The organism is Nocardia sp. NBC_01009 (genome assembly GCF_045208035.1).
Lineage (GTDB): Bacteria > Actinomycetota > Actinomycetes > Mycobacteriales > Mycobacteriaceae > Nocardia.
In genome coordinates this window covers 527,249-543,453 of record NZ_CP108695.1, presented here as the reverse complement: position 1 = coordinate 543,453, position 16,205 = coordinate 527,249, and the positions used below count along the sequence as shown (strand labels likewise).

Here is a 16,205-nt window from a genome sequence, read left to right as displayed (position 1 = left end):
GGTGCTGTACTCAGCTGCTTGAACAGCCCCGTCAAAGTAGTGGTTGCATTGGAGGCGATGTCTGCGGGTGTGCGTCCACAACCTGCATGTGACGACAGGTCTTATTTGTCACCAGCCGTAGCCGCCGACTATGGCGTTCGGTGAGTGTTGCAGGCGACGGTTGTCACCGATCACAGGTTGTTTCCGTCACCGAGACGGGACGAAGCACGCTGCCCCCGTTACCTCGAACGTCTATGCCGATTATCGAGTGGTAGACGCTGATCAGCTCTGGGATCATCGGGGTCGGTGTTCGACATCGGTGCCGGTGGGAGGAAATCGCGGATGACCACGGTGCGGCGGTTCTGGATCGAATTCGACCCGCAGGAGTGCTCCGACGCCCGGTTCCGGCAGGGCGTCGGTGTGACCGGCTTCGATGTGCGGGATTGCTTGTCGATGGTTGCGGATCTGGTCCCCGACGGACTGTTGCCACCTGTGCACCGAATTACCGTCGACATCTCGCTGGCCGAGCCACTGCCGGTGAATCCCCGCCATCTCGGAGTCCCGGTGTGGCGCGGCGTGTGGTATCCACCCGTGAACCTTGAAACCGGACCGACCCTCAGCATCGACCGAAGAGGCGCGCCCTGCGACTACCCGACACCTGTCACACAATCACCCCCAAGGCGCGCTAGTGAGACCATGCGCACGAAGGCCACGTGGTGGGATGAAATCCCGCATATCGATGGCCTGCTGTGGCCGCCGGTGATCATGCACCGCGCCGAGTACGGCCGCGGAATGCGGCTGAGCGCCCCGGCGTTGCGCGACGTCTGCGCCACGGATTCAACCTATGGGGATATGGTGCGCGAAGCGCTCGACTTCATGATCGCGTGGCGCCCGACACCGGACGAGTGGTTCGATCCGACCGAAACCAGGTTCGCCGATCAGCGGGACCTGGACGAGTATCTGCGAGCCTTCCGCGCCTACTTGTTCGGAACTCGCCCGGAGCCGATCTATCCTCCCGGCAGCGAACCGCTTTCACCCGAGGACGCGTGGCTGGAAGCCATCGGCCGTTTGGTCGTCACTCGCCCGGGGCCGATCGACGCTCCCGGCAGCGAACGGCTTTCACCCGACGCGCAACCACGACTTCCCGAGGACGCGTGAAACCCTCCGGGGTCCAGGACGTCCCGCGATTGCCGCTGGGTGCGCGACTGGGCAGTGCGGAACGCGCCGCGGCTCGAGACATCCGGTAATGCCGCTGGGCGCGTGGTCGTGAACGTCCGTATCTGCTGATGAGCGGTCGAATCGGCCCCTTGATCCCTGGGTTCACGCAGCAGAACTGGCACTGGCAGGGGCGTGGGTCGGTGTGTCCGAGAATAGGCTTCGGCCAAAGATGAGCAGGACCATTGCACCCGAGCGTTAGTGCGTCAGGGTATGTGGTTGACCAGGGAGTTGGCGATGCGCTGGGCATCGTCGCAGGAGTTGAATCCGTCGGTGCCGCCCTGAGGGTTCCAGATTCGTGACGCCAAGAGCAAAATGTCACCACCGAAAGACGCTGGTACCGCGATGTAGCACCCGAGCTTGTGAGTGTCTTGCGCCGCACGGAATTGCTGAGATTTACGGCCGGCCACCGTGACCGAACTGAAGTCGACGTACTTACCGGTCTGGCGCAGCTCACCTACCGGCATGCCGTAGGCCATGACGTAGAACTCGAGCGCGTTGTCGGCGGTCTTCCATTTGCAGGACTTCTCGGTGGGGAAACCGGGATTCGAGATCGGTTGCTCGCTGGCGACGTTCAAGCCCGCACTCGCGAGCGCGGAATCGGGAGTGTCACAAGGGTTCCAGCTGCCGGCGGGCCGATCCGTGTCGGTGCCCGGCGCCGCCGTCGTGGACTCGGACGCGACGGTCGTCGCCGGGGCGTCGGTGACCGGCGCCGCGGTCGTGGACTCGGACGCGACGGTCGTCGCCGGGGCTGGAACCGATGTCGGCGCCGCTGTGGTCGCGGTGACTGCATTGGCCGAGGTGACCGTGTTGTTCGGGGTGCTCGGCGCGGACGTGCTGTCGTTCGAGGCGGGACCACATCCGGCAAGCAGCAGTGCGGCACCGAGTGCCATCGTTGCGACGCTGATCGATCGCGTTGTCGTACGACTCATGAATGCATATTCGCGCCTCGGAACAGTTTGTTACACAGGATCATTGCAGAGCTGAAGACATCAGAAAGTCAGCGGTCCACGTGTTCCGCCGCCCAAAGGTGCTGATCAGCTCCGATTAGCCGGCTATCTGCGCGCCGCTTACGGGTCGAGCCGAGCAGATCGGACCGCGGCCTGCCGAGCGCACGCGAATGCCGAATATCGGATGTGTCGTCGGGTTGCGGCGGTCCCCAGGGTGGCCGACTGGACAGTCCCGACGGGATTCATCCTGCGGTTCTTGGAGCGGGCTGCATTGTGTTGGTACAGGTTAGGGCTCGAGCACGATTTTGCCGTGGGTGTGTCGGCGTTCGAGTTCGGTGTAGGCCCGGCGGACCTGTGTCAACGGGTAGACGTTCGCGATAGGAACTTCGAGGTGTCCCTCGGCGATCAGGGCGGCCAATTCGGCGAGTACCTCGGCGCCCGGCCTGGCGTTGGTTCCGGGTTCGGTCATGACTCCGTACTTCGCGGCCGCTTCGAAATCGGCGATGGTGTCGATCCGCTCGACCGCGACGCCAAGAGCAAGGGCCAGTTCGACGTACCCGCCGCCGTGGGCGTCGATAAAGGCATCGATGCCGCCCGGTGCGGCGGCCTTGATCCGGTCGATGACGCGGTCACCGTATGCGACCGGGATCACGCCGTGGCTTTGCAGCCACTCGTGGTTGTGATGGCTCGCCAGGCCGATGACCGTGGCTCCGGCACGGCGAGCGAGCTGAACGGCGAGCGAGCCGACTCCTCCGGCTGCTGCCGAGACGACAACGGTCTCCCCCTTGTCGAGTTGCACGGAATGTACTGCCCCCCAAGCGGTCACCCCGGCGACGTACAGGCCGCCAGCCACCTCCCAAGGGACGCCGTTCGGTTTGGGTGTGAGGTTGTCGACGTCGACCAGGACCAACTCGGCCTGGGCGGCTCGCTTCTCGGAGAACCCGATTACCTTGTCGCCGACCGAGAATCGGTCGACTCCGACGCCGACCTCGGCGACAACCCCGGCGAGATCGCTGCCTTGCCCGGACGGAAACGTCGAGGGAAAGATGCCGGCCATCGCGCCGGTTCGAATGGCCGCCTCACCGGGGTTGATGCCAGCCGCCTTTACCCGAACCAGGACCTGCCCGTCGTCAGGTACGGGGCGATCGACATCGTCGACCCGCAAGACCTCGATTCCGCCGAACTCGTCGTATCTGACTGCCTTTGCCATGGTCTTTCTTGTCCTCCGATGTGTGACGCGCGGCTGATCTCGAGAACGGGAATGGTGGCGCCGGTGTGCCCGTCACCAGGGCACCGTTCCGGCGTCGTCGAAGAATTCGCCGGTCGGGCCGTCGTCGGGCAGGGTCGCGAGGCGAATCGCGATGGCCGCACCCTGTTGCGGTGTACGGATGCCGCGAAAGCCGTTGAGGTCGGTGGCGGTGAAACCGGGACAGCCGGAGTTGATCAGGATGTTGGTATCACCCAGTTCCTTGACGTATTGGATAGTGAGGGCGTTGAGGAAGGTCTTCGAGGCCAAGTAGGCGGCGGGAACCGGGCCCATGTCGACGCCGGGTGTGGTTTGCAGGGCGAGCGAGCCGACGCTGCTGGACATGTTGACGATTCGCGGTGAGGCCGAAGCGCGCAGCATCGGCAGCATCGCGTTGGTGACCCGGATGACCCCGATCACGTTGGTTTCCACGACAGCTCGCACGGTCGCGGGATCGACCGTGGTCGGTGTCTGCGGCATACCGCCGGTGATCGCGGCGTTGTTGACCAGAACATCGAGCCCTCCGGCATGGTCGGCGATCAATTCGGCCGCCGCGGCCACACTTGCGTCGTCGGTCACGTCGAGCGGCACACCGAACGCATCGGTCCCGGCCGCGCGCAGCTTCTCCACCGCGGTGTCGCGGCGTTGCCGATCGCGCGCGCCCACACCGATTCGCCAGCCGAGCGCGCCCAAGCCAGCGGCGATCTCGTATCCGATTCCCTTGTTCGCGCCGGTCACCAGCGCAATCGCCTGTTCACTCACACCTCCGATCCTGCTGCGGCTCCGGGTGCAGCGTCCAAGACCGATCGGGTGGGCGGCGATACCGCACGGGTATTGGTCGCGGTCATCGCCGGATACCATGACCTGGTGGAGACGCGGGAGATGCGATACTTCGTCGCCGTCGCCGAGGAGTTGCACTTCGGGCGGGCGGCACAACGGCTCGCGATCGCGCAACCACCACTATCGCGAGCCATCCAGCAGCTCGAACGGCGGCTCGGAGTCGTCCTGCTGCACCGCACCGCTCGCGCCATCGCCTTAACCGAGGCCGGGGCGGTGCTGCTGCGGGAGGCCCGGACCGCGCTCGACGCGGTCGAAGCCGCCGAGCGGCGAACCCGCCGTGCCGCGGCCGACCAGCCCGGTGTGGTGCTGGCCACCAAGGCCGGAGCGTCCAGCGAACTGTTGTCGAAGCTGCTGCACGCCTACGCCGCCGAACCGGGCGCCGTGGCGGTCGAGGTGATGCTGTGCGGGCCAGGCCAGCCGGAAAGTCTGCTGCGCAACGGGCGTGCCGACGTTGCTCTGCTCCACCGGCCTTACGACACGACAGCCGGATTCGACACCGAGGATCTGCACACCGAACAGCAGGTCGTGGTCCTGCCTGCGGGTCATCCCCTCGCCAACCGGACGCATGTGCCGTTGGCCGAGGTCAACACCCTGACGAACCTGCCCCTGCCGCGCTGGCCTGGACGGGATGGCAGCTATCCGGACGGCCCCGGCCCGCAGGTGCGCGACCATACCCAACTATTCCAACTGATCGCGCTCGGACTGGCCTGCGCGGTCGTGCCCGAGTCGCTGCGAACCCAGCTACGCGACGATCATGCCGTCGTGCCCGTGCCAGACGCACCGGCCGTCACGACCGTCATCGCTTGGCCACCACACAGCAGATCCAAAGCCGTTGCCGACCTCGTCCACACCGCGACACGCCTCTAACCGACACCACTGTTCGCCGGCCCCGTATCGAGCATCAGTCTGCCGACCGCCGAATCCGGAGCGAGCGCGTTGGTCGCCGAGAAGCCTGCCCCGCACTGCTATTCGGTGACGACGCGGTGTACGCGTCGGCTCGTGGTAGCCCTCGCACTGCCTATCGATGGGGTAACGGGATTGATCGGAAGGCAACGATTGGTCAGCCGCGGCTGAACCTCCGGACGCCGGTAATGCCCGTTCATTCTGTGGGTCACTACCAACTCGTTGTCGATGAGCGAGCAGGAACTTCGGCGGTCCTGGATCGAGTATCGGGAGCAGCATCACGTGCCCGGATAGGGCCGCAGTGGGGTGTCGCGGCTCGGGTGGTCGGCCGATTTTGGCACTGCCGTCTGACGTGCCCGCTGAACGGCGATCGCTTGCATTCATGTAGGGGGGATAGAGACACCGGGTCAAACTAGCATCACGATGCCGATGGCCGCCTTTAAGAGGTGCTGTACGGCTCTGTTAGGTAGTATCGAGAGGTAATCAGCGGCGAACCCTTCGGCGCGTTGCGCGCAGCACGCGCGAGGACCCGTATCTCTCGACCACACCGACTCGGGCCATCTGTGTGTCGTCGCGCTGCGTCGGGGAGCAAGTAAGGAGAGCTACCGAGCAGTGGCTGCCAATAAGAAGCGCACCTCGAGTAAGAAGGCGACCAAGCAGGACTACGGTGCTTCCTCGATTACGGTCCTGGAGGGTCTGGACGCGGTTCGCAAGCGTCCGAGCATGTACATCGGCTCGACCGGTGAGCGCGGATTACATCATCTGATCTGGGAGGTCGTCGACAATTCGATCGATGAGGTGATGGCGGGCGCGGCCACGCGGGTGGATGTCACGGTGCTCGCCGACGGTGGCATCGAGGTGGCCGATGACGGCCGCGGTATCCCGGTGGAGATGCACGAGAAGGGCATTCCGACCGTCGAGGTCGTCATGACCCAACTGCACGCGGGCGGCAAGTTCGACTCCGACACCTATGCGGTCTCCGGCGGTCTGCACGGCGTCGGCATCTCCGTTGTCAACGCGCTGTCGACCCGGGTGGAGTTGGAGATCGACCGTGACGGCCACCACTGGACCCAGAACTACCGCTATGCGAAGCCCGAGAAACTGGTCCGCGGTGCGCCGACCGAGCGGACGGGCAACACCACCCGATTCTGGCCCGACGCAGCGATTTTCGAGACCATCGACTTCGACTTCGAGACGATCGCCCGCCGCTTGCAGGAGATGGCGTTCCTGAACAAGGGCGTCACCATCGTCCTCAACGATGAACGCGTCACCGATGCCCAGCTCACCGATGAAATGGTCAGTGGAACCGCCGAAGCGCCGGCGTCGGGTGCGCCGGTCGAGCACAAGGTCAAGACTCGGACCTACCACTATCCCGGTGGGCTGGTGGATTTCGTCCGGCATATCAACCGCACCAAGCAGGCGATCCACAATTCGGTTGTCGGGTTCACCGGTAAGGGCACCGGCCACGAACTCGAGGTCGCGATGCAGTGGAACTCCGGCTATTCCGAGTCGGTGCACACCTTCGCGAACGCCATCAACACCCATGAGGGCGGTACCCACGAAGAGGGTTTCCGCGCGGCACTGACCACGGTGGTCAACAAGTACGCCAAGGACAAGAAGCTGCTCAAGGACAAAGACGGCAATCTGACCGGTGATGACATTCGCGAGGGCTTGGCCGCGATCGTCAGCGTGAAAATTGGTGAGCCGCAGTTCGAGGGCCAGACCAAGACCAAGCTCGGCAACACCGAGGTGAAGTCGTTCGTCCAACGCACCTGCAACGAACATTTGGCCAACTGGTTCGAAGCCAATCCGGCCGACGCCAAAATTATTGTCAACAAGGCGGTTTCCTCAGCGCATGCGCGTCTTGCCGCCCGCAAAGCGCGAGAGTTGGTGCGGCGTAAGAGCGCCAATGATCTGGGTGGACTGCCGGGTAAGTTGGCAGATTGCCGGTCCAAGGACCCGAAGAAGTCCGAGATCTACATCGTGGAGGGTGACTCCGCCGGTGGGTCGGCCAAGTCCGGGCGTGATTCGATGTATCAGGCGATCCTGCCGTTGCGCGGCAAGATCATCAACGTCGAGAAGGCCCGTATCGACCGGGTACTCAAGAACAACGAAGTCCAGTCGATCATCACCGCGTTCGGTACCGGTATCCACGACGAGTTCGATATCGGCAAGCTGCGCTACCACAAGATCGTGCTGATGGCCGACGCCGATGTCGACGGTCAGCACATCTCGACACTGCTGCTGACGTTGCTGTTCCGGTTCATGCGTCCGCTCGTCGAGCACGGTCACGTGTATCTGGCGCAGCCGCCGCTGTACAAGTTGAAGTGGCAGCGGTCGGATCCGGAGTTCGCTTACTCCGACCGGGAGCGCGACGGGTTGCTCGAGGCGGGTCTCGCCGCGGGCAAGAAGATCAACAAAGACGATGGTGTGCAGCGCTACAAGGGGCTCGGCGAGATGAACGCCAAGGAGTTGTGGGAGACCACGATGGATCCTGCGGTGCGGGTGCTGCGTCAGGTCACTCTGGATGATGCTGCCGCGGCTGATGAGCTGTTCTCCATCCTGATGGGTGAGGATGTCGAGGCGCGTCGCAGCTTCATTACCCGCAATGCCAAGGACGTTCGCTTCCTCGACGTGTAATCCGCGGAGCGCCATCGACAATCTCTCGGGAGGTCGCCGGCAACTAGTTTGGTGCATCGCGTGGGTGAGGGCGTCGGGTGCTGCGTCGCCGATGAGGCCGCGGCATGCCTGTGAGGTGTCGAAGACGAAGGGGACGTCGAGGCCGTGTGCGGCGCCGTGCCGTGGTGATCGCCATGCGAATTCGTAGACGTAGGTGGGGCCCGGGTGGCGGCGCGCGGTGCGGCGGCTCGGTGACCGGAACATCAGGTCCGTGTAGGCGGCTGTGAGTGCTTGCGCGGGGGTGACGGCCGGGTCGTGGAGACCGTGTCGTTCCAGGAGCACTTCGGCATCGGGGTAGGTGGCGGCCAGCTCGGCTACGGCGTCATGCGCGTCGAAGGCGGCGAACTCCTCGGCACCGAAACCGAGGTTGGCTTCCTCGAGTGTTGTGCCGATCAACAGGCCGATGCCGCGCGAGTGTGTGCTCGGGACTCCGACCGGGTCGGGGAGGACGTCGTCACCCGTGGTGGGGAGGAACAGGGCACGGCTGGGTTGACGCGCGGGGTGGACTGCGGGCCGCTTCGGTCGACTACCGCCCGCGTCCGACGCCGCTGAGGAGGGTGTCGATGACGCGGCTCGCGAGGGTGTCCGGGTCTGTCGTCGTGTCCAATTCGGTTGCGCCGTGCACGGTTTCGGTGATCAGTGCCAGATAGACGCGGCGCACCCAGGTGAGGTCGGCGTCGGGTGCAATGACGCCTTCGGTTTGCGCCCGGGCAAACGCCGCATCGCATTTCGCGAAGACGTCTGCCTGGATCCTGGCGACTTCGGGGTCGGTCACGTCGATGCGATCGAGGGCGTATGCAGCTCCGTATTTGATCTGGATGACATTGGTCGTCGCCTGGTGTAGCGCGACGAGCGGCGGTGCGGTCTGTGGGCGGGCCGCATCGACCGCCGCGTCCATTCGCCGCCATGCGGTGATCGCCATGGTGCGCACCAGATCTTCGCGGTTGGCGAAGCGGCGGTGCACGGTGGTCCGCGCGACGCCCGCGACTTCCGCGATCTGTTCCAGCGTCGCGTTCGGGTTGTCGCTCAGTACCCGCTCGGCCGCGTCGAGGATGGCGCGCACGGTGCGTTCGGCGTCGGCGCGCAGCGGGCGTGCGGATGTGGACGGCATGGGCTCCTCTTCGCTGCTATCTGCTGGACATAGTACATGCGGTATTCACTTCCAGATTTAGATGCGACACCGATGTTGCAGTTTGTGGAAATATGGCTACTGTTGTGTTGCATCCGATCGAAGGAGTTAGACATGACCCGCTCTGGAAAAACCGCCCTCGTCACCGGCGCCTCCTCCGGCATCGGCGCCGAGTTCGCCGCCGCCCTCGCCGCCCGCGGCCACGATCTTGTCCTGGTCGCCCGCTCACTGGACCGCCTGGAATCCCTTGCCGCCGAACTGCGCGACCGCCACGGCGTCCGAGTCGAAGTTATCGGCCAGGACCTCGCCGAGCCCGACGCCGCCGCTCGCATCGCGAACGAGCTTGCCGCCCGCCGACTTTCGGTCGACACCCTCGTCAACAACGCGGGCTTCGGCAGCGCGGGCCGTTTCGAGGAACTCGCCGCCGATCGTGAACACGACCAGTTGATGGTCAACGTCGTAGCGCTGGCCGGCCTCACCCGCCGTCTGCTGCCCGGCATGCTCGAACGCGGTAGCGGCGAAATCGTCAACGTCGCCTCGACCGCCGCCTTCCAACCCGCGCCCTACTTCGCCACCTACGCCTCGGGTAAGGCCTTCGTTCTCAACTTCAGCCTGTCGCTGTGGAGCGAATACCGCGACCGCGGCATCAAGGTCCTCGCTGTCTGCCCCGGCCCGACGGAGACCGAGTTCTTCGACGTGGTCGGCACTCGAAAAGCCGCCATCGGTGCACCCTTCGGCAGCGCTGAGGGGGTGGTGGGTTCCGCCTTGCGCGCGCTCGAACGCAACAAGGGCTACGTCGTCCCCGGTGCCGCGAACTTCGCCTCAGCCCACCTGATGCCCCGCCGCCCACGCACTTTCGTGGCGCGAATCGCAAAGCTGGTCACCCGTGGAGTTGCCGACGCCGCCAGCCCGGCCGCCGCTACGGCTGCATAGGGTGGTCCGGCCCGCGCCGAACCGCGTCCAGCCCCAGAGTGCAAGGGCGCTCGCGAAGGGGCAGGTGTCGCCCGTGGTTGCCGCAGTCGCCGCGGTGCGGCGTCGTCGAAAGCGATCGTGTCGCCCAGCCGCATGGAAGCCCGGGAAAGGGCGCGCTCGGTCGCCCGGAACCGAACATCCGACGATGCCCTGCAGGGTGCCCGCCGAGGGGACGGCATGTGCCAAGAAACCCGCTCCCTCACGTCTCGTTCGACGGAATTCGTGCGTGCGGTTGGGCCGCTCTGCGTCGTCGACCGGACTGATGGGCGGCAGGGGCGGGAGGTGAACCGTCACCGGAACGGGTGGGGCAGTATCGACGGGTATGGGCTCCACCACGGGACCGCGGGTCCCCGAGAACGTCGATGATTTCCGTGTGCTCGCAAACGCACGACTGAGCGAGTACCCGCACAGCGAAGTCCCGGACGCCCCTGGCATCCGTCGTGCTGCCGTGTTGTTGTGCGTGGTGGAACAAGCCGACGGGCGACCATCGGTGATCGTCATCAAGCGGGCCTACCGAGGCCGCAATGCCGGGCAGTGGGGGCTGCCCGGCGGCCGACTGGACGACGGCGAAACCGCCGAGCAGGCCGCATTGCGAGAGTTGCACGAGGAACTCGGCCTGACCGCGACTCCCGCCGACCTGCTCGGCAGGCTCGACGATTTCCCTGCCGCATCGGGATTCGTGATCACCCCGTTCGTGGCGGCCCTCGCCGATACGACCGACCTGACGCCGAGCCCCGCCGAGATCCATTCCGTCCACCTGGTGGATCTCGCTCGACTGGCCGCCGACGACACACCGCGATGGGTCCACCCTCGGGAGGCCGTGCGGCAATCCGCACTCGGTGACAACACGCCGGCACCTGTCACCGAAGGCCGAGGCCTGCTGCAGATGCGACTCAGCAGTGACATGACGATCCACGCCCCGACCGGCGCGATGCTCTGGCAGTTCCGCGAGATCGTCCTGCTCGGTCGGGACCCGTCCGAAGCTCGAATAGCCGACTTCGTTCAGCCCGACTGGACACGCCGGTAGCTGCTGAGTGCCAGCGTCTGAGCCGGGGTCGCGTACCCGCGATGCGGTACTACGTTGCGGCGGTGAAAGTTTCGAGCGACAGTCCGCTCGGCCGCTCCACTCCGCAAGTCTCGTCCGCTCGGAAGCGAGACGGGCCGCCGACAACTCAGCGATGTGCTGCAATCGGTCCGGAGGTCGAACTGGTATGAAAACCACAGTGCGGCAAGCTATTCCGTGACGGGTGACGGGTGACGGGTGACGGGTGACGGGTGACGGGTGACGGGTGACGGGTGACGGGTGACGGGCGAAGCGTGACGGCGGGTGCGTCGGTCGCGCGGGAATGCCGCCCTCCGATACCCGAACGGCACGCTCGATGACGTGTGGTCATCCAACGTGCCGTTCGCGTAGTGCGGTGAATGTCTAGTCGGCCCAGACGGATTCGAACGGGGTCGCCTCCGTCGGCGGCGGTGTGGGGGTGGCGCTGGGGGTGCGGGAGAAGCGCGGAGCGGGTGCGTGCTGGACGACGCCGTCGAGCTCGATCAGGCCGGTGCGGGCGACGATGTGCGGGTTCTGCTCGGCCTCGGTGAAGGTGAGGACGGGGGTGGTGCAGGCATCGGTGCCGTCGAAGATCTCGGCCCACTCGTCGCGGGTTTTGGTCTTGAACTTCTCGGTGAACAGCTTCTTCAACTGGTCCTGACCATTGGGGTCGATCTGCATCGGCAGGCCATCGGGATCGATCTCGAGGCCCTTCAGCAGCTCGGCGTAGAACTGCGGCTCGATCGCGCCGACGGCCATGTACTTGCCGTCGGAGGTCTCATAGGTGTCGTAGAAGGCCATGCCGGTGTCGAGCAGGTTGGTGCCGCGCTCGTCGGACCACAGGCCCATGCCGCGCATGCCCCAGATCATGTGCGAAAGGGCAAGGGCCCCATCGATCATCGCCGCGTCGATCACCTGGCCCTTGCCGGAGCTCTGTCGCTCCACCAGCGCGGCGAGGATACCGAACACCAGGAACATCGAGCCGCCGCCGAAGTCGCCGACCATGTTCAGCGGCGGCACCGGACGCTCACCCTTGCGGCCGATCGCGTTCAGCACACCGGTCAGCGAGATGTAGTTGATGTCGTGGCCCGCGCGGTCGGCGAGCGGGCCGTCTTGTCCCCATCCGGTCATCCGGCCATAGACAAGGCGGGGGTTGCGCGCCAGCGCGGCATCCGGCCCGAGGCCCATACGCTCGGTGACACCGGGGCGGAAGCCCTCGATCAGCACATCGGCCTTCTCGACAAGTCCGAGGACCTTCTCGATATCGGCCGGATCCTTCAGATTCGCCTCGACAATGGCGCGCCCGCGCCACTGTGGCCGTTCCATGAAGCCGGGGAGCAGGTTGGGCCGCTGCACCCGCACCACGTCTGCGCCGAGATCGGCCAGCAGCAGCGCCGCATGCGGACCCGGACCGATACCGGCCAGCTCGATGACCTTGATGCCCGCGAGCGGGCCCTGCTTGGTGGCGGTGGTTGGTGTGCTCACGCCCTACCTCGGTTCGTCGTTGATCCAGTGCACCGGCGACGCGGTGCGTCCGCCCCGGGAGCGGCCCGGGGGTGTATTGACAGTATGACAATAACGTCGGATCGCCCGTCCGGAACCTCTCTGTGCTCGGAACCAGCCGAATCGGTTGACCACCATGAGCCTGTGGAGCGTGGTCTTGAAGTGCGCCTCCGGCGTCACCCGAGCATGGTCGGCATTGTGATCGACCGATCTGACACTGGCCGAGGAAGTCATCGACCCGCCGAAAGATCGAGGTCAGGCGTCACCACAGCGAGCTCAGGACGCATTCTGCGTGCGCTGTTCCCGCTCGACATCGTCGTAGCTGACAGGTCCTCTCAGCGGTTCGGGTTGAATGGTTCGGTGCCGAGGACCAGCGAGAGTCCCGAGATGCCGGAATGTGCTCGGGCGTAAGTAAGTTCGCGGCTTATGTCACCGATGTTGTTGACGATCGGCAAACCGATGTTCAGAGTCGACAGCGTGCCGAGGGCATAGCCGTTGCGGTCCAGGAAGGCGCCGCCGCTGTCGCCGGGTATCCCCGGCATGGGCACGGTCAGCGCGTGGGTCCAACCGGCGGTAACAAGCCCGTCGGCCTTGCTCTGGCCGGTCCGAGGGGACAGTTCGGCGATTCCGAACCGCAGGCCGGAGTTGCCGTAGCCGTAAACGCGGTCACCGGTGCCGGTTCCGGTGGTGTTGATGCCGACGGGACCACCCCAGTACGGCACGCTCGGGTTGACCTTGCCGAGGTCCTCGGGGGCGATCTTCACCAACGCGAAATCGTTGTAGGCGCAGGTATTACGGTCCTGCTCGCCGTCCCGCTGCATCGTCAGCCAGCTGCTATAGACAAGATGACCGGTGCCGACGACCTCACCCGGGAACATCAGTAGGCCGCCACGGTTGAAGGTGACCGCGGTGCCGAGAGGGAGACTGTCGGCGGTGCAGCCGTCGGGGTCTGCCAGGTCGCCGATACCCGTACCCGCGCAGTGTGCGGCCTGTCCGAGGTACACGTTGCCGGCATCGTCGACGAAGGTGTAGTTCGCGGTGCACTGTCTCGCACCCTGGGTGTTGGTCTGCACCCCGGGCGTTACGGTGGCGGACGCGGCGGACGCCCATCGGTGCCCCGACTTGTCTGCGGCAAGGATGAACTGCTCGGCGCTACCGCTACCGGGCCACGGCTGTGACGACGCAGTGCCGTATCCGGCAATGAGATGCGCGCCGGTGGCTGCGACGACGGCGCTCACGGTGACCGCGAGCGCGCGGTAGAGAGTGGATCGCTGCATAGGATCTTTCCCTTTCACTGTGATGTTCGACCGCTCTACTGCGCCGTGGCCTCCTGGCGTGGCATCCATGGCGATACTAGTAGCTGATCTTTAGCTGAATGTCAGGAATCGAGACCTGCAACGCGGGCAAGGACCCCGAGTTCGCCGATAAAACGGCTCGGGAGACCACCTGCCTGCTGGCCGCCCTCGACACCGACGAACGGGCCGCCTTCATCCGCGACTTCGCGGGGATGGTGCGCCACATAACGACGCCACCACCACTAGGGGCTTAGGCCGCCGACGGCGGGGTGAAGATAGCTAATAGATTGCCTGAAGTGCCCACGAGGTGAGCGAAGACTAAGAGGTCGCGCAAATTGGGCTCGGAGTCGAACCGGGATGCGGTGCAGGCACTCCCAACCAGGCCGCTTCATCGAGCCTGCGCCCGCCTGACCGATCCACTCAAATTCGTTGGCGCTTCTGCGTGGAGCTGGTGATGATTGGTGGGTGGATCTCACCACCTCGGACAGCGGTTCCTGGCGAATCGGAACTGACGCGGAGACCGCATGGATCGCCGACAATACGTCGGTCGGCCTGACCATCGCCTCCGCGATCCCGCCGGTCTTCGACAGGTACGCCACGATCGTCGTGCCGGAAGACGACGACGCGGCCTGGGAAGCGCTGGACCGAGCGCTGGTGTCGGTCCTGCGCGTTGAGTCAGCGAACCAGCGTTGGTGGTTGGGATACCTCGATAACGGCGCCGACGACATCGTCTTCCCCGAAGCTCCCCGGGTGACCTTGTACGCCGGCTGGCACTATGTGTTGGTCGAGGCGGGGCCGGAGCAGGCGCTCACCTGGCGCAAGCTGACTTGGCGTCAACGTCGTAGCCTGCCCGACCTAATTTTTCCGTCCGACCGCTGCTGGCTGGTGTCGCGGCTGTTCGACGACGACTGGATCTGTGTCGGCGGGCCTACCGGACTGGTACACAAGCTTCTTCGCCATCCCGACCTCGAGACACGTCAAGTGGAACTCGGGCAGGACGCGACTCCCCCCGGCCACATCGCCATGTAGCCACGGATTCAGGGTAAGAGGTCGCATGGATTGGTGACCTTCATGGGCGTTTCCGGGGTCGGGTGTCCCAGCGGTAGAGGGGCCAGGCTCGGCGGATCAGTGCACGGACCGTGATGATCGCGTCGGCGAGGTCGAGGAATGCGTCGATGACGACCTTGCGGCGCTCGTAGCAGCGTTGGAGGCGGTTGAACGCGTTGTGCCAGGCGTTCGTGCGCTCGATATGCCAGCGCTGGCTGGCTTGGATGGGTGCTTTCTCGCCTTTGTGGGCGATCTGTGCGTGTAGGCCGCGGGTGGACAGTTCGTCGCGGGTCTTGCCGGAGTCGTAGCCGGAGTCCGGGTGCACGGTGACCTCGCCAGGTAGCGGACCGAGATCGTTCAACTGGTCCACGGTGGGCGCTAGGAGTGGCGAGTCGTGGCGGTTCGCGCCGGGCCGGTACCCGGCCCAGGGGGATGCCGTAGCGGCAGGAGCCCGTCCTACTGGTCTCCAATGACGATGACGACGGACTGTGGCAGCTCATCGGGCCCACCGCTGCCCGCGACGAGGGCCGGATCGGGCACCTCAGCCATGCCATCGATGAGGATCCGACATTGATCGATGTGTTGGACCTCGAACGGGGCTTCAAGGCCACGCGCTCCGCTGTCGGCGGGTCGTGGACGAGCCACCGCGCGGCTACCTGAAGACGGAGCGACGGCAGTCCGGCTCGATTGTTCGCAACCACAGGTCACGAACTGCGACTGGCGTGTCGAGGCCCCGCGTTGCTGCTCGACTTTCCGGGGACCGGCAGTCGCCGACGCCTCTGAGTCGCCCGCCGTTGGATGGGGCTTTAGGCTTCACCTGTGGAAACCTACGCCCATCAGTGGTGGTTTTTAGTACTTGTCGGCCTGGTAATTCTGGTGGGGCTGTTGGGGATAATCGTCCCGATACTCCCCGGCGTCATCCTGATCTTCGGTGCGATCGCGGTCTGGGCGTTCGTCGAGGGCGGCGCTACCGCGTGGACCGTTTTCGCCGTCAGCACCGCGTTCCTCGTGCTGTCCGGCATCATCAAATACACCTGGCCCGGCCGAAAGATGAAGGACGCGGGTGTCTCCAACCGGGCGCTGTTCGTCGGGGCGGTCCTGGGCATCGTCGGCTTCTTCGTGATCCCGGTGATCGGCCTGTTCGTGGGTTTCGTTCTCGGCGTTTACCTTTCGGAACTTCAGCGCCTGCGCGAAAACCAACAGGCTTGGCAGACCACAGTTCACGCGCTCAAGGGTGTCGGCCTTTCGATGCTGATCGAGTTGTTCGGGGCGCTGCTGGCGACGGGAGTCTGGGTCATCGGCGCGATAGTGGCATAGCCGAATTCATCCGACCGCCAGAAGGCTGCGACTCGACGCGAATACATGGGGCACCCTTCTCGAAGGCTGCGAAAGGCACTTGTCTTCG

At 65.1% G+C, this 16,205-nt stretch carries 15 protein-coding genes and 1 pseudogene; 9 read left to right on the top strand and 7 right to left on the bottom strand.

What is annotated here, in order from left to right; translation table 11 throughout:
• The first annotated feature begins 321 nt into the window (after window positions 1-321).
• On the top strand, window positions 322-1,137 hold the full coding sequence (locus OHA42_RS02480) for a hypothetical protein (protein WP_406234211.1): 816 nt from the start codon (window positions 322-324) through the stop codon (window positions 1,135-1,137).
• Between the two features lie 263 nt (window positions 1,138-1,400).
• Here the strand turns inward: OHA42_RS02480 and OHA42_RS02475 are convergent, their stop codons facing one another.
• From OHA42_RS02475 to OHA42_RS02465, 3 genes are all read right to left on the bottom strand, one after another.
• Window positions 1,401-2,087, bottom strand: coding sequence for a DUF3558 domain-containing protein (locus tag OHA42_RS02475; protein ID WP_406234209.1), 687 nt, complete (start codon window positions 2,085-2,087; stop codon window positions 1,401-1,403).
• A 343-nt stretch (window positions 2,088-2,430) separates the two neighbouring features.
• Complete coding sequence (locus OHA42_RS02470; RefSeq protein WP_406234207.1) at window positions 2,431-3,354, bottom strand: NADP-dependent oxidoreductase; 924 nt, start codon at window positions 3,352-3,354, stop codon at window positions 2,431-2,433.
• Between the two features lie 72 nt (window positions 3,355-3,426).
• Window positions 3,427-4,152 carry an SDR family oxidoreductase gene (locus OHA42_RS02465; RefSeq protein ID WP_406234205.1) on the bottom strand — a complete coding sequence of 242 codons (726 nt, stop codon included), beginning with the start codon at window positions 4,150-4,152 and terminating at the stop codon, window positions 3,427-3,429.
• A gap of 105 nt (window positions 4,153-4,257) precedes the next feature.
• Here OHA42_RS02465 and OHA42_RS02460 point away from each other — a divergent pair, with 105 nt between their 5' ends.
• The 3 genes from OHA42_RS02460 (at window position 4,258) to OHA42_RS02450 (ending at window position 8,364) form a co-directional block, all read left to right on the top strand.
• Entirely contained in the window at window positions 4,258-5,097 is an 840-nt protein-coding gene (locus tag OHA42_RS02460) for a LysR family transcriptional regulator (RefSeq protein ID WP_406234203.1), read from the top strand.
• Between the two features lie 648 nt (window positions 5,098-5,745).
• Window positions 5,746-7,773 (top strand): DNA topoisomerase (ATP-hydrolyzing) subunit B, encoded by a 2,028-nt coding sequence (gene gyrB / locus OHA42_RS02455; protein WP_406234201.1) that lies wholly within the window; start codon window positions 5,746-5,748, stop codon window positions 7,771-7,773.
• Between the two features lie 294 nt (window positions 7,774-8,067).
• Window positions 8,068-8,364, top strand: coding sequence for a hypothetical protein (locus OHA42_RS02450; RefSeq protein ID WP_406234199.1), 297 nt, complete (start codon window positions 8,068-8,070; stop codon window positions 8,362-8,364).
• Here the strand turns inward: OHA42_RS02450 and OHA42_RS02445 are convergent.
• Entirely contained in the window at window positions 8,339-8,923 is a 585-nt protein-coding gene (locus tag OHA42_RS02445) for a TetR/AcrR family transcriptional regulator (RefSeq protein WP_406234197.1), read from the bottom strand. The genes OHA42_RS02450 and OHA42_RS02445 overlap by 26 nt on opposite strands.
• A gap of 132 nt (window positions 8,924-9,055) precedes the next feature.
• Between OHA42_RS02445 and OHA42_RS02440 the strand changes: the two genes are divergently transcribed.
• Window positions 9,056-9,874 (top strand): SDR family NAD(P)-dependent oxidoreductase, encoded by an 819-nt coding sequence (locus OHA42_RS02440; protein ID WP_406234195.1) that lies wholly within the window; start codon window positions 9,056-9,058, stop codon window positions 9,872-9,874.
• A 361-nt stretch (window positions 9,875-10,235) separates the two neighbouring features.
• Entirely contained in the window at window positions 10,236-10,940 is a 705-nt protein-coding gene (locus OHA42_RS02435; protein ID WP_406234193.1) for an NUDIX hydrolase, read from the top strand.
• 399 nt (window positions 10,941-11,339) lie between these two features.
• Here the strand turns inward: OHA42_RS02435 and OHA42_RS02430 are convergent, their stop codons facing one another.
• The gene (locus tag OHA42_RS02430) at window positions 11,340-12,440 is read right to left on the bottom strand and encodes a CaiB/BaiF CoA transferase family protein (protein ID WP_406234191.1); all 1,101 of its coding nucleotides are present in this window, start codon (window positions 12,438-12,440) and stop codon (window positions 11,340-11,342) included.
• A 353-nt stretch (window positions 12,441-12,793) separates the two neighbouring features.
• Window positions 12,794-13,735, bottom strand: coding sequence for a hypothetical protein (locus tag OHA42_RS02425; RefSeq protein WP_406234189.1), 942 nt, complete (start codon window positions 13,733-13,735; stop codon window positions 12,794-12,796).
• A 98-nt stretch (window positions 13,736-13,833) separates the two neighbouring features.
• On the opposite strand from OHA42_RS02425, the gene OHA42_RS02420 reads away from it, so the two are divergent.
• Both OHA42_RS02420 and OHA42_RS02415 read left to right on the top strand, forming a co-directional pair.
• Window positions 13,834-14,007: a hypothetical protein gene (locus OHA42_RS02420; protein WP_406234187.1), complete on the top strand. Its 174-nt coding sequence runs from the start codon at window positions 13,834-13,836 to the stop codon at window positions 14,005-14,007.
• Window positions 14,008-14,218: 211 nt separating this feature from the next.
• Window positions 14,219-14,782, top strand: a complete 564-nt coding sequence (locus tag OHA42_RS02415; RefSeq protein WP_406234185.1) for a hypothetical protein — start codon at window positions 14,219-14,221, stop codon at window positions 14,780-14,782.
• Between the two features lie 40 nt (window positions 14,783-14,822).
• On the opposite strand, the pseudogene OHA42_RS02410 reads toward OHA42_RS02415, so the two are convergent.
• Window positions 14,823-15,240 (bottom strand): annotated as a pseudogene (locus OHA42_RS02410) (transposase); the annotation flags it as partial.
• Window positions 15,241-15,619: 379 nt separating this feature from the next.
• Here OHA42_RS02410 and OHA42_RS02405 point away from each other — a divergent pair.
• Window positions 15,620-16,117 carry a DUF456 domain-containing protein gene (locus OHA42_RS02405; protein ID WP_406234183.1) on the top strand — a complete coding sequence of 166 codons (498 nt, stop codon included), beginning with the start codon at window positions 15,620-15,622 and terminating at the stop codon, window positions 16,115-16,117.
• Window positions 16,118-16,205 lie beyond the last annotated feature (88 nt).

What these genes read in the sequence shown, in the direction of transcription:
- OHA42_RS02480 (WP_406234211.1), top strand. Translation starts at nt 322, where the DNA reads ATGACCACGGTGCGGCGGTTCTGGATCGAATTCGACCCGCAGGAGTGC.
- OHA42_RS02475 (WP_406234209.1), bottom strand. Translation starts at nt 2,087, where the DNA reads ATGGCACTCGGTGCCGCACTGCTGCTTGCCGGATGTGGTCCCGCCTCG.
- OHA42_RS02470 (WP_406234207.1), bottom strand. Translation starts at nt 3,354, where the DNA reads ATGGCAAAGGCAGTCAGATACGACGAGTTCGGCGGAATCGAGGTCTTG.
- OHA42_RS02445 (WP_406234197.1), bottom strand. Translation starts at nt 8,923, where the DNA reads ATGCCGTCCACATCCGCACGCCCGCTGCGCGCCGACGCCGAACGCACC.
- OHA42_RS02440 (WP_406234195.1), top strand. Translation starts at nt 9,056, where the DNA reads ATGACCCGCTCTGGAAAAACCGCCCTCGTCACCGGCGCCTCCTCCGGC.
- OHA42_RS02435 (WP_406234193.1), top strand. Translation starts at nt 10,236, where the DNA reads ATGGGCTCCACCACGGGACCGCGGGTCCCCGAGAACGTCGATGATTTC.
- OHA42_RS02425 (WP_406234189.1), bottom strand. Translation starts at nt 13,735, where the DNA reads ATGCAGCGATCCACTCTCTACCGCGCGCTCGCGGTCACCGTGAGCGCC.
- OHA42_RS02420 (WP_406234187.1), top strand. Translation starts at nt 13,834, where the DNA reads ATGTCAGGAATCGAGACCTGCAACGCGGGCAAGGACCCCGAGTTCGCC.